General features: G+C 70.4%; 13 protein-coding genes. 5 read left to right on the forward strand and 8 right to left on the reverse strand.

Translation table 11 applies throughout. From position 1 onward, the window contains the following. Window positions 1-94: 94 nt before the first annotated feature. Both G5C60_RS04130 and G5C60_RS04135 read right to left on the reverse strand, forming a co-directional pair. On the reverse strand, window positions 95-865 hold the full coding sequence (locus G5C60_RS04130) for an SDR family NAD(P)-dependent oxidoreductase (RefSeq protein ID WP_165254798.1): 771 nt from the start codon (window positions 863-865) through the stop codon (window positions 95-97). Between the two features lie 227 nt (window positions 866-1,092). Next, a complete protein-coding gene (locus G5C60_RS04135) occupies window positions 1,093-2,523 on the reverse strand; it encodes an MFS transporter (RefSeq protein WP_165254799.1) in 1,431 nt (476 codons plus the stop codon). 199 nt (window positions 2,524-2,722) lie between these two features. On the opposite strand from G5C60_RS04135, the gene G5C60_RS04140 reads away from it, so the two are divergent. The 4 genes from G5C60_RS04140 (at window position 2,723) to G5C60_RS04155 (ending at window position 6,282) form a co-directional block, all read left to right on the forward strand. Further along, window positions 2,723-3,226, forward strand: coding sequence for a MarR family winged helix-turn-helix transcriptional regulator (locus tag G5C60_RS04140; protein ID WP_165254800.1), 504 nt, complete (start codon window positions 2,723-2,725; stop codon window positions 3,224-3,226). A gap of 369 nt (window positions 3,227-3,595) precedes the next feature. Further along, complete coding sequence (locus G5C60_RS04145) at window positions 3,596-4,309, forward strand: response regulator transcription factor (protein WP_165254801.1); 714 nt, start codon at window positions 3,596-3,598, stop codon at window positions 4,307-4,309. Window positions 4,310-4,423: 114 nt separating this feature from the next. Then, window positions 4,424-4,801, forward strand: a complete 378-nt coding sequence (locus tag G5C60_RS04150) for a hypothetical protein (RefSeq protein WP_165254802.1) — start codon at window positions 4,424-4,426, stop codon at window positions 4,799-4,801. Window positions 4,802-4,890: 89 nt separating this feature from the next. Next, a complete protein-coding gene (locus tag G5C60_RS04155) occupies window positions 4,891-6,282 on the forward strand; it encodes a sulfatase family protein (protein WP_165254803.1) in 1,392 nt (463 codons plus the stop codon). 18 nt (window positions 6,283-6,300) lie between these two features. Here the strand turns inward: G5C60_RS04155 and G5C60_RS04160 are convergent, their stop codons facing one another. After that, window positions 6,301-6,966: an isochorismatase family protein gene (locus tag G5C60_RS04160; protein ID WP_338145682.1), complete on the reverse strand. Its 666-nt coding sequence runs from the start codon at window positions 6,964-6,966 to the stop codon at window positions 6,301-6,303. Next, window positions 6,963-8,027 (reverse strand): pyrimidine utilization protein A, encoded by a 1,065-nt coding sequence (rutA, locus tag G5C60_RS04165; protein ID WP_165254805.1) that lies wholly within the window; start codon window positions 8,025-8,027, stop codon window positions 6,963-6,965. The genes G5C60_RS04160 and rutA overlap by 4 nt, the downstream gene beginning before the upstream one ends. A gap of 200 nt (window positions 8,028-8,227) precedes the next feature. On the opposite strand from rutA, the gene G5C60_RS04170 reads away from it, so the two are divergent. Then, the gene (locus G5C60_RS04170) at window positions 8,228-11,242 is read left to right on the forward strand and encodes a SpoIIE family protein phosphatase (protein ID WP_165254806.1); all 3,015 of its coding nucleotides are present in this window, start codon (window positions 8,228-8,230) and stop codon (window positions 11,240-11,242) included. Between the two features lie 22 nt (window positions 11,243-11,264). Here G5C60_RS04170 and G5C60_RS04175 read toward each other — a convergent pair whose 3' ends face one another. From G5C60_RS04175 to G5C60_RS04190, 4 genes are read right to left on the reverse strand one after another with little or no spacing between them, the layout of a single operon-like run. After that, entirely contained in the window at window positions 11,265-12,956 is a 1,692-nt protein-coding gene (locus G5C60_RS04175; RefSeq protein ID WP_165254807.1) for an ABC transporter ATP-binding protein, read from the reverse strand. Window positions 12,957-12,965: 9 nt separating this feature from the next. After that, the gene (locus G5C60_RS04180) at window positions 12,966-13,859 is read right to left on the reverse strand and encodes an ABC transporter permease (protein WP_165254808.1); all 894 of its coding nucleotides are present in this window, start codon (window positions 13,857-13,859) and stop codon (window positions 12,966-12,968) included. Beyond that, a complete protein-coding gene (locus tag G5C60_RS04185) occupies window positions 13,856-14,812 on the reverse strand; it encodes an ABC transporter permease (RefSeq protein ID WP_165254809.1) in 957 nt (318 codons plus the stop codon). Before G5C60_RS04185 ends, G5C60_RS04180 begins: the two co-directional genes overlap by 4 nt. A gap of 3 nt (window positions 14,813-14,815) precedes the next feature. Continuing rightward, window positions 14,816-16,513, reverse strand: coding sequence for an ABC transporter substrate-binding protein (locus G5C60_RS04190; RefSeq protein ID WP_206439078.1), 1,698 nt, complete (start codon window positions 16,511-16,513; stop codon window positions 14,816-14,818). Window positions 16,514-16,527: the final 14 nt, after the last annotated feature.

The raw sequence follows: 16,527 nt of genomic DNA on the forward strand, positions 1-16,527 counted from the left end.
GGCTGGTCCGCCGTCTGACCCGGCAGGGCTCGTACGAACTCCGTGGGCGTCCGGACTCCGTAGGCGGCGTCGGGTTCGTACGAGCCCTGCCGGGTCAGACGGCGGACCAGCCGTTGTCGACGGGGAGGACGGCGCCGTTGATGGAGCTCGCGGCGTCGGAGGCGAGGAAGACGATGGCGGCGGCCTGGTTCTCGGGAGCGGAGATCTTGTCGCCGAGGCCGAGGCCGATGTAGGGGCTGATGACGTCGGGACCGTGGGCGTCGGGCTGTACGTCGGGGCGCATGTTGGTCGCGGTGCCGCCGGGGGCGATGGCGTTGGCCCTGATGCCCACGTTGCGGTACATCACGGCGAGCGATTTGGTCAGACCGACGATGCCGTGCTTGGAGGCGGTGTAGGCGGCGCCGGCCGCGCTGCCGCGGAGGGCGGCTTCGGAGGCGGTGAAGACGATCGCGCCGCCGTTCGCGGCGAGCATGTGCGGCAGGGCGGCGCGGGTGAGGCGGAAGGGCGCGTTGAGGTTGATCTGGATGACGCGGTCCCACTCGTCGTCATCGGTCTCGCCGAGGGCCGACATACGGTCCATGACCCCGGCGTTGTTCACCAGCACATCCAGGCCGCCGAAGGCCTGCACGGCCGTGTCGACTATCTCGTCGATCACCTGCTGGTCGCGGAGGTCGCCGATGACCGCGCGTGCCGTGCCGCCCGCCTTCTCGATCGTCTCGACGGTCTGCTCGGCGCCTTCCTGGTTCACGTCCGCGACCAGGACCTTCGCGCCTTCCTCGGCGAACTTCAGGGCCGTGGCCCGGCCGATGCCGGACCCTGCTCCGGTGACGATGACGCTGCGTCCCTGAAGACCGGTGCTGCTCATGGGGGTTCTCCTCATCTCGGTGGGTGTACGGAATCTTGTTGGGTGTACGGATCTTGGCTGTTGGTTCGGTGACGCGGGAGCCCGTGTCGGTGGGGTGTCCTCGGGCCCGGCGGCGGTGGGGGAGTGATCCGTCCGCCGGGCCCGGGGACTGCGCCGTTCCCCGTCCCCACGGGTCGGCGCGGCGGGGTCGCCTCCGCTCGGGGCGGCCCCGGTCTCGGGGTCGCGGTTCAGGTGCGGTGCTTGATGCCGTGCGCGGCGGCGATGACGGCGGTGAGGCCCGCGGCGACGCCGGCGATGACGAAGCAGATGACGTACGCGTCGACACTCGGCACGCTGGTGTTCTTGATGACCTCGGCGGCGAGGATCGCGGAGGTCGCCGCGCTGGCGATGCTGCCGCCCGCCGTACGGACGAGGGTGTTGATGCCGCTGGCGATGCCGCTCTGGTCCATCGGGACGTGCTGCACGGCGAGGGTGCCGAGGGCGGCGTACGCGATGCCGATGCCCATGCCCTGGACGGCGCTGAAGATCAGGATGTCGGCGCCGGAGCCGTGCTGGAGCGCGAGCCAGATGTAGGCGAGGGCGGCGATGGCCGAGCCGATGCCCAGGGTGCGGGCGGCGCCGAGCTTGGCCTCGAAGTGTCCGGCCAGGGCGGAGAAGACCAGCATGGTGACGGTACTGGGCAGCATGTACAGGCCGACGTCCAGGACCGAGCCGGAGAGGCCGTAGCCGACCTGGGACTCGGGTGTCTGGATGAAGTTGGACACCAGGGTGAAGGACGCGAACATCGCGAAGCCGAGCAGCATCGAGGCCATGTTGGCCGACAGCGACTTGGGTCCCACCAGCAGACGCAGTTGGACGAGGGGTTCGCGTACCCGCTGCTCGACGAGCACCCAGACCGCGCACAGCACCGCGGCGCCCGCGAACAGGGCGAGGGTCTTGGCGTCGCTCCAGCCCCAGGAGTTGCCCTGGCTGACGGCCAGCAGGAGACAGATCAGGAAGCCCGCCAGCAGACCGGCGCCGAGCAGATCGGGGCGGCCGCCGGTGCGGGTGCCCGATTCCCGGGTGCAGACCACGACGAACACCAGGCCGACCACGGCCATCGCGGCCGAGAGCCAGAACACCGGGTGGTGGCTGTCGGTGTTCTCGGCGATCACACCGGTCACCAGCATGCCCAGCGCGCCGCCGACGCCCATGGTGGCGCTGACGATGCCGATACCGGCGGTGACCTTCTCGCGGGGCAGGGTGTCCCGGATGATGCCGATGGCCAGCGGGATCACCGCGGCGGCGGTGCCCTGGAGCGCGCGGCCGACGATCATCACGGGGAGCGAGTCGGAGACCGCGCAGATGACCGAGCCGGCGACGAGCAGCGCCATCGTCAAGGTGATCATCTTCTTCTTGCCGTACATGTCGCCGAACCGGGACAGCAGCGGGGTGGCGACCGCGCCTGCCAGCAGGGTGGCGGTGAACACCCAGGCGATCGCGGACACCGAGGTGTCGAAGGTTTCCATCAGGCGGGGGAGCAGGGGCAGGACCAGCGTCTGCTGGAGCGAGACGACGAGTCCGGCGGTACCCAGGGCCAGGAGGGTCAGGCCGGGTCTGGCCACCGCGGGCCGGTCGACCTGGCCCTGCTCGGCCACCGGGGCGGTGGTGTCGGTCATGTGAGGTCTCCTGCGTTCTGGGGCTGTGGGGTTCGCGAGTTCGGGAGTTCGGGGTTCGGGGGTTCTGGCGTTCGGAAGCCGCTCATCCGTGGCGGGGTGGCGGCTTGCTTGAGTTAGGCAAGCATGTCGGGATTACTTGAGTCAAGCAATCTCAAGAACGTCTTGCTTGAGTTAGGCAATTAGCTGTTAAATGAGAGGCATGCCCACACCACCATCAACGGCAGCATCGGTCTCGCCAGACGTGATCAAGATCGAGCGTGCCCTCACCCGTGCCACGTACCTGTCCGGCAGGACCCGGCAGCACGAGCGCCTCATGGCGCTCTCCGGACTGCCGCTGGACCGTGCCGCCGTGGCGCTCTTGCGGCAGCTCGCCGAGAGCGAGCCGCTTCGCCTCGGGGAGCTGGCGGCCCGGTTGTCGGTGGAGGCGTCGCACGTCACCCGGCAGGTGCAGCAGCTGGAGAAAACCGGCTATGCCACCCGCGTCCCCGACCCCGACGACCGCCGGGCCCAGCGCGTCCAGCTCACGCCGGCCGGCAAGGAAGCGTTCGCCCGCGTACGTGAGGCCAGCGTCCGGGGCATGCAGGCGGCCCTGGCCGACTGGTCGCCCGAGGAGTTGCGGCAGCTTGCCTTGCTCGTCGACCGGATGGTCGACGACTTCATCGACCGGGCTGAAGCGGAGATCGACGTTCCGCATCGTGCCTGATGGCGGGGGGCGGCTCTCTGCGGGCGGCTGGCGCTCGCTGTCCGTGCGGGTCCGTTGTCTTCGCCGGGCGGGCGGGGCCGGTGGCTGTCTGTTGCCGGGAGCGATGGCTGTCTGCCGTCGGGACGGATGGCTGGCTGCCGCCAGGAGCGATTGCTGTCTGTCGTCCGGAGCGATGGCTGTCCTCCCGTACGTCCGACGCGGTTGACCGTGCGCACGTGCCGGGCCGGTGGCCTGGGTGTCTCCGCCGGTGCCGCCGCCTGCCGGGGGACGTGGCGGGCGTACCCAGAACTTCCGGGCCCCGCCCGTGTACCTGCCCTTCCGTTCGCATGCCGAGCGTGAGCCCTACCCGACCCACACGGATGGTCTGCCATGTACGGGAGCATCAGCGAGAAACCGTCGCCGACTCGTGGGGACGGACAGCACGTCCTGGTCGTCGTCGACGACCCCGGCACCGCGGAACTGCTCACGACGACCATGGAGCTGGCGGGCTACAAGGTCGGTACGGCGGGTACGGGCGCCGAGGCCGCGCTGCGGCTCGCGGAGTACCCGTACGACCTGGTGGTGCTCGATGCCACGCTGCCGGACCTGAACGGACTCACTCGGGGGCGTCGCGTGCCCGCCCTGGACCGCCCGCCGCTGCTCTTCCTGGCCGGGTGCGACTCCCTGGACTGCCTTGTCCCCGAACTCGGCCCGGGTGAACAGGACTACGTCACCAAGCCCTTTCGTATCGCAGAAGTCCTCGCCCGGGCGCAGGTTTTACTGCGCGGCCGGAGCTCGGCACGTCCGGGCGGCGGGTTGCTCTACTGCGACCTGGTCCTGGACGACGCCACCTGTCAGGCGCGGCGTGGCGGCAGGTCGTTCGATCTGACTCCGGCGGAGTACCGGCTGCTGCGGCACCTGCTGGTCAACGCGGAACGCGTGCTGTCGAAGGAACAGATCAGCCGGCACGTCTGGGGCGAGTTCCGCGCCGGCAACGCGATCGAGCAACTCGTCTCCCGCCTCCGGCGCAAGGTGGACCAGGAAGAACCCGTACTCATCCACACCCGCCGGGGGTTCGGTTACTGGCTGGGCCGCGAGCCATAGTGAACGGCCGCCGGTGGTGCTCTTCCCGGGAGTTGGTGCTTTTCTGGGGGTGGGGCGTGGTTTGGCCGGTGCGTCCCGCGGTACCGCAGCGCGGTGACGAGAGGAGCGATCACGATGGACAACGTACGACCGCACCCGGAAACCGTCTCTGTGGAAATCAGCGGATGCAGCAAGGAAGACGCACGCGTCGTCTTCGACACCCTGTGCGCGTGCTTCACGTCCGACCGGTGCGCCGACGACGTACCTCAGGAGTTTTCGGCGACACGCCCCACGGTGTGGCTCGGCACCTTCGACGTCGCCGACGCACACGAGGGCGCCCGCCCGGCCCGCCTCGCGGCCTCCGTCACGGCCGACATACAGGGCGGCTACTGGGCGATCGACCGCTTCCGCTCCACCCTGGACTCCTTGTTCTCCGTGCACGAGGTCAGCACGGCCTCAGGTGATCAGGAGGAGGAGCTGCATGTACGGCTGGAGAGCCGGCTGAGCGGCTGAGCAGGAATCACCAGGCCCGCGCTGAGTACGGTCGGGCAGCCGCACCCGGGGTCTTCGACCAACGACAGCAACGATCGACAAGGAGTTCCATGCCGGGACGGCCCCCGAACGTCATCGTCGTCTTCACCGACCAGCAGCGCTGGGACACGACGGGGGCGCACGGCAACCCGCTCGACCTGACGCCCGCCTTCGACAGCATGGCGCGCACCGGTACGCACGCCGTGCAGGCGATCACTCCGCAGCCGGTGTGCGCCCCGGCGCGGGCCGCCCTCCAGACCGGGCAGTACCCGACGACCACCGGCTGCTTCCGCAACGGCATCCCGCTGCCCGAGGACAGCCGCACCCTCGCCCGTCACTTCGGCGCGGCCGGCTACGCCACCGGCTATCTCGGCAAATGGCATCTGGCGGGCGGCGATCCCGTGCCGCCCGGGCAGCGTGGCGGCTACGGGTCCTGGCTGGGCTCCAACACGCTGGAGTTCACGTCCGACGCGTACAAGACGGTCATGTACGACGACGGGGGCAAGCCGGTTCTCCTGCCCGGCTACCGCTCCGACGCCCTGTTCGACGCGGCCGTACGCTACGCCGCCGACCACCACGCCGAGCCGTTCTACCTCTTCTGCTCGCTCATCGAGCCGCACCACCAGAACGAGGTGGACAGTTATCCGGCGCCGGACGGCTATGCGCAGCGTTACCAGGGCCGCTGGATGCCGCCCGACCTCGCCGCCCTGCCGGGCGAAGGGGGTTCGGCCCATCGTCATATGGGCGGCTATCTCGGGCAGATCCGCCGCGTCGACGAGGGGCTCGGCCGACTGTTGGACGCGTTGCGCAGCATGGACCTGCTCGACGACACGATCGTCGCGTTCACCTCCGACCACGGCAATCACTTCAGGACGCGCAACGACGAGTACAAGCGCTCCTGCCACGACGGCTCCGTACGGGTGCCGCTCGCCGTGCGCGGTCCCGGCTTCGACGGCGGCCGGGTGATCGACACCCCCGTCAGCACCATGGACCTCGGCCCGACGCTGCTGGACGCCGCGGGGATCGGCGTGCCCGACGAGATGCAGGGGCGGTCCTTTCTCCCCCTGGTCCGCGATCCCGGCGCCGAGTGGCCGGACGAGGCGTACATCCAGATCAGCGAGGCCGAGTGCGGCCGGGCGATCCGCACCTCCCGCTGGAAGTACCACGTCAGCGCGCCGGACGCCGACCCTTGGCGCCGGCCGTCGGCGGACCGCTACACCGAGACCGCCCTGTACGACCTGGCCCACGACCCCTACGAACTCGACAACCTCGCCGGTCTGACCTCCCACCGCGACCTCGCCGACAGCCTGCGCGAGCGGCTGCTGCGGCGTATGGCGGAGGCGGGCGAGCCCCCGGCCGTGATCGAGCCCGCCCCGGTACGCACCCGTCCCCAGCGCCGCGTGGACCCCGCGGTGCACGGCCTCAGCCTGAAGGGTGCTCGCTTCGGTCACCAGCCGGGCTGAACGGCGAGGCAGGCGGGCTCAAGTCCGTTCACCTGTTTCGACGTCACCCGTGCCGAGCCCCGCGAGATACTCCGCCGCCTGCTCCAGCGGCCAGACCTCGCCGATCTTGTGCTTGATGTCGAAGAGGTTGGCCGCGTGGATGGCCGGATCCCGGTCGCCCACCGCCTCCTCGACGACGACGGGAACGAATCCGTGCTGCATGGCGTCCAAGGCGGTGGCGCGGACGCAGCCGCTCGTGGACAGTCCGCCGATGAGCAGGGTGTCGATTCTGTTGGCGGTGAGAAAGGCCGCCAGGGCGGTACCGAAGAAGGCGCTCGGGTAGTGCTTCGTCACGGTCAGTTCGTCCGGCGCCGGTGCCAGTCCGTCGATGAACTCGCCGAAGGGGCTGCCCTCGGTGAAGGCCCGCAGTGTGGGCACCTTGCGGAAGAAGACGCCGCCGTCGCTGCCGTCGGCCCGCAGCCGTACCCGTGTGACGACCACCGGGACACCGGCTCGGCGCGCGGCGGCCAGCAGGGCTTTCATGGCCTCGACCGCCGTCTCGGCCCCGGCTCCGGCGTAGAGGGGACAGTCCGGGTCGACGTAGGCGCGGGCAGGGTCCACCAGGATCAGGGTCGGGGAGGTGCCGGGGTCGAGGTGTCCGGTGAAACCGGCGCGCTCGTAGTCCTTCTGCTGGTCGGACCTCACGACCGGCACTTCATCAGCGGCTGGATGCGCGTGCCGAAGCTCTCGATGCCTTCGAGGAAGTCGTCGAACACCAGCATGATGCCCTTGGTTCCGGCGACCCCGGCGACCTCGTCGAGCATCTTCGCGACGGTCTCGTACGAGCCGACGAGCGTGCCCATGTTGAAGTTCACGGCGCCCTCGGGCAGCGAGATGGTCCGGGCGGTCGAGGAGTCGTCGGCGGTCTTGTCCGTGGCCGACTCCCCCGCCATGTACGCCAGCGCCGCACGGTCGGCGTTGTCGTGGTAGTCCTGCCACTTCGCCTGGGCGGCCTCGTCGGTCTCGTCCGCGATGACCATGAACAGCGACATCGCCCCGACGTCGCGGCCGGTCTCCCGCGCCGCTTCCACGAGCGTGGCCGTGGTGTCCGAGAGCGCGAGCGGGGTGTTGACGCCGCTGCCCAGGATGAAGTTGTACTCGGCGTGCTCGGCGGCGAACTTCATGCCGGTGCTGCTCTGGCCCGCGGCAACGATGTCAATGTGCCCGTCGGCCGGGCGCGGCGACAGCACGCAGTCGTCCATCTCGTAGAACTCGCCCTTGAAGTTGCTGACGCCCTCGCTCCACAGCTCCTTCATCACGGTGACGTACTCGACGGCGCGGGCGTAGCGGTTGCCGAAGTGCTCGTCCCCGGGCCATACGCCCATCTGGGAGTACTCGCCGGGCGCCCAGCCGGTGACGATGTTGACGCCGAACCGGCCGGGGGCGATCGAGTCGACGGTCACGGCCATGCGCGCGACGATCGCCGGGGGCAGGACGAGGATCGGCGTCGAGGCGTACAGTTTGATCCGTTCTGTCACGGCGGCCAGGCCCGCCATCAGCGTGAACGACTCAAGGCAGTGGTCCCAGAACTCGGTCTCACCGCCGAACCCCTTGAGCTTGATCATCGACAGCGCGAAGTCGAGCCCGTGCTCCTCGGCCTTCTGCACGATGGCCTTGTTCAGCTCGAAGGTGGGCATGTACTGCGGAGAGCTCTTGGAGATGAGCCAGCCGTTGTTGCCGATGGGGATGAAGACGCCGATATCCATGCCGCCAGGTTGCCCGTGGGGAGGCGCGCTACACGGGTCCGGGACGTTACCCGCGTTACACGGAAGGGGAGTTGACGATGTGCTCGGCCAACTCCCTTGGGTTTCCTCGCTGTTGATGCCCTGTGGCGCAGTCCGGGGATGAGCGTGAGAATCCTGCGAAGCAAGGTTTTGAACCAGATGAGAACGATAAGGTCCGCGGCATGAACGCACGGCTGGCATTGCTGAGCACGGTGGTTCCGGGTGTCACGGAAAGTGAGGTCTTCCGGCTCGCACTCCAGCATGCGGTGGGCGAGCTGGGCGCCCTGGGCGGAACGGTGCATCTGCGTGGCCCCATGTCAGCGTTGCGTCTGGTGTCGACGGCCGGTCTCCCTCCCGCCCTCACCGGCCCCTGGGAGATCCTCGACCAGGAGGGCCCGCTGGCCCCGGCCCGTGCCCTGCACCAGGGCAGTGGCGTATGGGTGCCGCTGGAGTCCGCCGGGCTCGCCGGTCCGGCCGGCCGTCCCGATCCCGCCGGCCTTCCGGCGGAAGCGGCGGAAGTGACGAAGGTCGCGGAAGTGTCGGAAGCGGCGGACGTCGGGTGGCCCGGCACCGGACTGGTCGCCGTACCGGTGTTCAGCGGGGACCGCAGCATCGGCGCGCTCACCCTCCTGATGGGCGACGGGGGCGAGCCCACCCCGGAGCAGTGGGACTTCCTGCGGGCCGTCATCGCCTGGACCGAGGAGCGCCTGCCGCAGGCGCCGCCGCCGTCCGGGCCCTCGCAGACGGAGCTGAGCGGTGAGCGCCTGCGGCAGGCGCTCAAGCAGGTCAGCGTCGGCTCGTGGGACTGGAACGTCCAGACCGGCGACCTTATATGGGACGACGCGGCCCTGGAGCTCTACGGCACCAGACCCGAGGACTTCACCGGCAAGATCGAGAACTGGATGAGGATCGTCCACCCCGACGACCTGGCACCGACGCTGGCGGCGGCACAGCAGGCGATCCGGGACCACGGCGTGTACGAGGCCGAGTACCGCGTACGCAAACTGGACGGGACGTGGGGCTGGACACAGGCCCGCGGCAGGGCGACGTACGACGAGCGGGGCGAAGCCCACCGGATGATCGGCGTGGGATGGGACAGCAACGAGCCCCGTACCGCCCGTGACGCACTCAGCCGGGCCCTGCGCCACATGAGCGACGGCTTCCTCGCGGTGGACGACGACTGGCGGATCACCTTCGCCAACCTGGAGGCGGAACGCACGCTCGGCTTCTCCGAGGAGGAGCTGTTCGGGCGCATCCTGTGGGACCTGCCCTACGCCCGGCTGGTCCCCGGCCTGGAGAGCCGCTGCCGACGGGCCGCGGCCGAGGAGAAGCCCGCCGGCTTCGACGTGGACATACCGGACGACGGGCGCCGCTACCACCTGCGGCTCGTCCCGGGACCCGACGGCCGCACCCTCTACTTCACCGATGTCACCGAGAAGCGGCGCCTCGCGGAGGAGCACCGGGCGGCCGAGCGCGCCGCATCCGAACGGGCGGCCCGGATCGCGGAGCTGACCACGGCACTCGCCAAGGCGACGACCTCACAGGACGTGGTGGACGCGGTCGCCCGACGGGTGCTGCCGCCGTTCGCCGCCACCGGGCTTGTGGTGCAGGTGCGCGAGGGCGACCGGCTGTGCAACGTCGGATCCGTCGGCTACCCGGACGACTTCCTCGACCTGCTCGGCAGCCGCGAGGGGATGCGGCCCAACCCGCTCTGGGACGCGATCCTGGCCGGCACGCCGCTGTTCCTGTCCTCCCCGCAGGAGTTCGCCTCGCGCTACCCCGGGCGGGCCGACCTGCCCGGCCACGCCGGCAAACAGGCCTGGGCGTTCCTGCCGCTGACCGCGTCCGGCCACACGTTCGGGGTGTGCGTCGTGGCCTTCGACCGTCCGCGCCGCCTCACCGACGAGGAACGCACCCTGCTCACCACGATCTGCGCCCTCGTCGCGCAGGCCCTGGAAAGGGCCCGGCTCTACGACGCCGAGCACGGCAGGTCCCGCGAACTCCAGCGCAGTCTGCTCCCCCGCGGCCTGCCCGACCTGCCGGCGTGCACGGCCGCCGCCCGCTATCTCCCCGCCGGACAGGGCATGGACGTGGGCGGCGACTGGTACGACATCATCCCGTTGTCCGGCGGACAGGTCGCCCTCGTCGTCGGCGACGTCATGGGCCACGGTCTGCCCGAGGCGGCCACGATGGGCCGGCTGCGCACCGCCGTCCACACCCTGGCCGACCTCGAACTGCCCCCCGACGAGATCATGAGCCACCTGAACGACATCGTCGGCGGCATGGGCGAGGAGTCGTACGTCACCTGCCTGTACGCGCTCTACGACTCCACCACCCGGGTCTGCTCCATCGCCCGCGCCGGGCATCCGCCGCCCGCCCTGGTCAGCCCCGACGGCACCGTGCACTTCCCGGAGCTGGCCGCCGACCCGCCGCTGGGCGCTGCGGAGCCGCCGTTCGAGACGGTCGAGCTGACGGTGCCCGAGGGAAGCCTGCTCGTGCTCTACACCGACGGCCTGGTCGAGTCGGCGAAGCGGGAGATCGACGAGGGCATGGCGGAACTGGCCCGGCTCCTGAGCACGGCGCACGCGGACGGCGCCGCCACCGGCGCGGACCTGGAGCGCCTCTGCGACACCCTGACGGACGGCCTGCTGCCCGCCGACCACCAGGCGGCCGACGACGCGGCGTTCCTCGTCGCCCGCCTGCACGCCCTGACCGGCGACCGGATCGCCTCCTGGCCGCTGCCCGAGGACCCGAAGGCGGCGGGCCAGGCCCGCCGCCACGTCCGCGAGCAGCTCTCCGCCTGGGGCCTCGACGGCCTGACGCCCACCACGGAGCTGCTGGCCAGCGAACTCGTGGGCAACGTCGTACGCCACGCCAAGGGCCCGGTCCGCCTGCGTCTGCTGCACGGCGCCGAGCTGATCTGCGAGGTCTTCGACGGCAGCCTGACGATGCCCCGCATCCGCCGCGCGACGGAAACCGACGAGGGGGGCCGTGGCCTGCAACTGGTCACGGCGCTCTCGCAGCGCTGGGGCACGCGTTACACGACGACGGGGAAATGCATCTGGACCGAACAGACCCTGGCCGACCCCGACGGCCGCAGGGAACCGTCACCCGATCCCCTGGACCTGGCGTTCCTCGACGCAGGGGACTTCGACGGAGACCTGGACGCGCTGCCCTTCGGGGACCAGGGCCTGTAGGGCCGCTCGTCCGCTCGTCCTCTCATTCGGTCGGCGGGCGCCCGGTGCCGGGGATCGAGGCCAGGAGCTGCCGGGTGTAGGGGGCGGACGGAGAGTCGAGGACATCGGCGACCGGGCCCTGCTCCTCGACGCGGCCCTCGCGCATGACCACGACGTCGTGGGCGATCGAGCGCACCACCGCGAGATCGTGCGAGATGAACAGGTAGCCGATGCCCAGCTCGTCCTGGAGGCTCCGGAGCAGACGCAGGATCTGGTCCTGGACGAGGACGTCGAGCGCCGACACCGCCTCGTCGCAGACGACGAGGCGGGGTTCGAGGGCCAGGGCGCGGGCGATGGCCACCCGCTGGCGCTGGCCGCCGGACAGCTCGTTGGGGTAGCGCTGGGCCAGGGCGGCGGGCAGGGCGACCTGGTCGAGGAGCTCGGTCACCCTGGCCCGGCGGGCGGCCCGGTCCCCGACGCCGAAGACGGTCAGCGGCTCGGCGATCAGGCGTTCCACGGTGAACGTCGGATCGAGGGAGCCGTACGGGTCCTGTAGAACCGGCTGCATGGCCCGGCGGGCCGCACGCCGTTCGGGGCCGCGCAGCGCGACGGCTCCGGAGATCTCCGTGCCGTCGAGCCGGATGCTGCCGCCGGTGACCGGGAGCAGTCCGAGGACCATCCGGGCCGTGGTCGTCTTGCCCGAGCCCGACTCGCCGACGATCGCCATCGTCCGGCCGCGCTCGATGGTGAAGGACACGTCGTCCACGGCACGGAAGGGGGCGCCGCGACGGATGCGGTAGTCCTTCGTGACGTGCTCGACCGTGAGGAGGGGGGCCGTCTTGAGCGGAGGGTCCGCGTCAGGAGCGGGCGCGGGCGCAGTTTTGACCGACGGGTTGGCGGGGACCGGTTCGGCAGGGACCGGTGACCGGTCACGTGCCGTGTCACGGACCGCGGTGCTCAGGGACGGCGCCGCCGCCACCAGACGGCGGGTGTACTCGTGCTCCGGCGCGGTGAGGACCTGCTCGGCCGAACCCGTCTCGACGACGGTGCCCCGGGACATCACGACCACCCGGTCGGCGCGGTCGGCGGCCAAGCCGAGGTCGTGGGTGATCAGCAGCAGCGCGGTGCCGAGTTCGCGGGTCAGCTCGTCCAGATGGTCGAGGATCTGCTTCTGCACGGTCACGTCGAGCGCGGAGGTGGGCTCGTCCGCGATGAGCAGGTCGGGGCGGCAGGCCAGGCCGATCGCGATCAGTACGCGCTGCCGCTGGCCGCCGGACAGCTCGTGCGGGTACTGGCGGGCCCGGCGCTCGGGCTCGGGCAGACCCGTCCGGGCCAGCAGCTCCACCGCGCGGGCGGGGGCCTCGCGGCGGTCGGCCAGACCGTGGGTGAGCAGGGTCTCGGCGACCTGGCGCCCCACTCGGGCCACCGGATTGAGGTTGGTCATCGGATCCTGCGGTACGAGGCCGAACGCGCGCCCGCGCAGCTGCCGCAGACGTTTCTCCGGGGCCCGGGTGATGTCCTCACCGCGCAACCGGATAGCACCGCCGGTGACGCGGCCGGAGCCGGGCAGCAGGCCCAGGACCGCGTGCGCCATCGTCGACTTGCCGGAGCCGGACTCGCCGACCACGGCGACCCGCTCGCCCGGCAGCAGGGTGAGGCCGGCCCCTCGTACGGCCGGAGAGCCGCCGAAGGCGACTTCCAGGTTCTCCACTTCCAGAAGTGTCTTCGCCGTCATCGCTGGTCCTCAACTCGTCGTCTTCGGGTCCAGCGCATCGCGCAGGGCGTCGCCGAACAGGTTGAACCCGAGGCAGATCAGGGCGATCGCCATGCCGGGGAAGACCCCTGGCCAGGGGGTGCGCAGCAGGTAGTTCTGGGCGTCGGAGAGCATGATGCCCAGGCTCGGGTCCGGCGGCAGGATGCCAAGACCGAGGAACGACAGGACGGCTTCGCCGAGGACCGCGGCCGGCATGATCACCGTTGCCTGCACGATGACGGCCGACAGGGCGTTGGGCAGGATGTGCAGGCCCAGGATGCGCAGCGGGCCCGCGTCCATGGCGTGTGCGGCGAGGACGAAGTCGGCCTCGGCCAGCCGCAGCGTCTCGGCCCGTACGACGCGGATCATGGTGGGTATGTTGGCGATGCCGATCGCGATCGCGGCGTTGCCGAGACCACCGCCGTTGATGGCGGCGAGGCCCACCGCGAGGATCAGGAACGGGAAGGCGAGCATCAGGTCGGCGAGCCGTGACACGACGGCGTCCAGCCACCGCCAGTACCCGGCGAGCAGCCCCAGCGGCACCCCGGCCACCACCGCGAGCAGCACGGACAGCACACCGACCTCCAGCGAGGCGCGCGTTCCGTACAGCACCCGGGACAGGATGTCCCGTCCGAGATCGTCGGTGCCCAGCGCGAAACCGACGGTGGCGGGCTGCTGGAACGGGGTCGTGAAGTGCACCTCGGTCGGTGGATAGGGCGCGAGCCACGGGGCGAACACCCCGGCCACCAGCACGATCAGCAGGAGTACGGCCCCGGCCGCGCCCATCGGGTTCCGGATCAGCCTGCGCAGTACACGGCCACGTACGCGGGCGGGGGCGAGCGGGGTGCCGTCCGGTGTGGCGGCGGTTTCTGCGACTGCCGTCATTGTGTCCTCCCGGACACGCGTATGCGCGGATCGATGGCGGTGTACAGGACGTCGATCAGCAGATTGATCACGATGTAGGCCGTGGTGATCACCAGCACCACAGCCTGGATGACCGGGTAGTCCCGGCTGAACACGGAGTCGAGCGTCAGCTTGCCGATGCCGGGCAGCGTGAAGATCCGCTCGGTGACCACCGCACCGCCGATCAGCCCGCCGAGCTGGAGACCGATGACGGTGACGGCCACGATCAGGCTGTTGCGCAGCCCGTACCTGAACACCACCGCCGTCCTGCCGAGTCCCTTCGCCCGCGCGGTGCGTACGAAGTCGGCGGTGAGGGTGCCGGTCATGGACGCCCTGGTCTGACGCTGGATCACCGCGGAGTGGGTCAGGCCGAGGATCAGTGCGGGCAGTGTCAGGTAGTACACGCCGCGCAGCGGATCCTCGAAGGGCGAGACGTATCCGGATGCGGGGAACCAGCCGAGTCGTACGGCCAGATAGAGCACCCCCAGGATGCCGAGCCAGAAGGTCGGCACGGAGAGCGCCGTCAGGGAGAAGGCGTTGGCCGCCCACTCCGGCCACCGGCCGCGGAAGACGGCGGCCAGCACACCGGCGGTCATCCCGGTCAGTACGGCGACGGCCACCGCGTACAGGGCCAGCTGGACGGTCACCGGCAGGGTCGCGCCGATCAGGTCGCTCACCGGTGTTCCGGTCCGAGTGGAGGCGCCGAAGTCGCCGGTCAGGGCGTGTCCGGCGAACTTCACGTACTGCACGGGAAGTGGTTCGTCCAGGCCGAGTTGGGCGCGTACGGCGCGGATCGTGGCCGGGTCGGCCTCCTCGCCGGCCATCGCGGTGGCCGGGTCGCCCGGCAGGGCCCGTATCCCTGCGAAGACGACGATCGAGGCGAGGACGAGGGTGAGGGCCGACTGCCAGAGGCGGTGCAGGAGGTAACGCACCATCGGTCAGCCCTCCTTGCCGGTGCCGGCGTCGGCGTTGGCACCGGCACCGGCCGTGCGGAAGGCGGCTTCGGAGAGCCGGACCACGCCGTCGGTGTAGACCCGGACCCCGGCGACCGAGGTGGAGGCGACGGTCAGGTTCCGTTGCCGGTAGGTGTAGACGAGCGGGTTCTGCCGCTGGAGCAGGGTGACGGCCCTGCCGTACAGCGCGGTCCGCTCCTTCGTGTCGGTGGTCCGCGAGGCGCGTGCCAGCAGGTCGTCAAGCGTTTTCGACGAGAAACCGCCGTAGTTGCCCGCGGAACCGGTGGCCAGGAACCGGGAGGTGTTGCCGTCCGGGTCGATCCGTCCGGACCAGCCGAGCAGCAGCAGTTCGAAGGTCCCGCGCTTTTCGACGTCGAGGAGCGTGGAGTACTCGACCGGGACGATCCGGAGGTCGAAACCTCCCTCCGCGACACTGGCCTGGAGCGCCTGGGCGTAACGGATCTGGTCCTGCGAGTTGGACACCTGGAGGGTCACCCGGTACGGGGTCTTCACACCCGCCTCGGCGAGCAGGCGCCGTGCGCGTTCCGGATCGAAGGCGGGACAGGCGTTGCTGGCGGCCGAGGCGTAGACGGTCTGCGGGGCGATCGGCGAACAGGCCGGTTCGAACCAGTTGTTGAAGACCGTGTTGACCAGCGTCTTGCGGTCGATGCTCGCGGCGAAGGCGGCGCGGACCCGTGCGTCGCTGGCGATCGGGGTGTCGATCCGCTTGGCCGCTGTGCCGACGCCGTCCACGTTCCCGGTGTTGATGGTGACCCCGGAGTAGCCGAGTGACCCGGACTGGAGCAGTCTCAGTTCCGGTTCCTTGACGAGGGCGTCCACGTCCTGCGGGGAGATGGTGTCGGCGACCTGGATGTCGCCCGAACGCAGGTTGGCGGCACGGATGTTGGCGTCCGGCATGATCCGGTAGGTGATCTTGTCGAGGCGGATGTCCCGTGCGTCGTAGTAACGCGGGTCGCGCTCGACCGTGATGGATGTCTGCGGTACCCGCTCGACGAACTTGAACGGCCCGACGCAGACCGGCTTGTCACCGAAGTCGTCGCCCTCGGCGGCCAGCGCCTTCGGCGACATGATCATGCCCGCCCGGTCGGCGAGGGCGGCGGCGATGGGCGCGAACGGACGCTTGTAGCGGATCACCACCTGGCGTGCGTCGGGCGCCTCGATGCTCCGGATCTGCCCCATCTCGGGGGTGCGCTGGGAGGTCGGCAGCGAGAAGTGACGGAGCAGGCTGGTGCGTACGGCGGCCGCGTCGAACCGGGTTCCGTCGGCGAAGACGGCGCCGGTACGGACCGGGATCGTCACGGTGAGCCCGTCGGCGGAGACGTCCGGCAGGGCGGTCGCGAGCTGCGGGACGATCGTGCCCTCGGAGTCGAGGTCGTACAGCTTCTCGCACATCGAGCTCATGACGTAGCGCGTGTAGAGCGAGCTGGACGTGGTCGGGTCGAGGCGGTCGGGTTCGGCCGACAGGCCCATCGTCAGGCTGCCGCCCGCGCGGACCGGCTGGTCGCCGACCGGAGTACCGTAGGCGTCGGTGTGACGGGCCGTGTTGGTGACGGACTGGACCGGGACGCACGAGGTGAGGACGGTCGCAGTGAGGGCGGCCACCGCCGCGATGACCATTCGGTAGTGCGGGATTCCCGGATGTCGGGGGGATCGGTCTTCCATGGAAACTCCGAGCA

The sequence above is a fragment of the Streptomyces scabichelini genome (assembly GCF_011045015.1).
GTDB lineage: Bacteria > Actinomycetota > Actinomycetes > Streptomycetales > Streptomycetaceae > Streptomyces > Streptomyces scabichelini.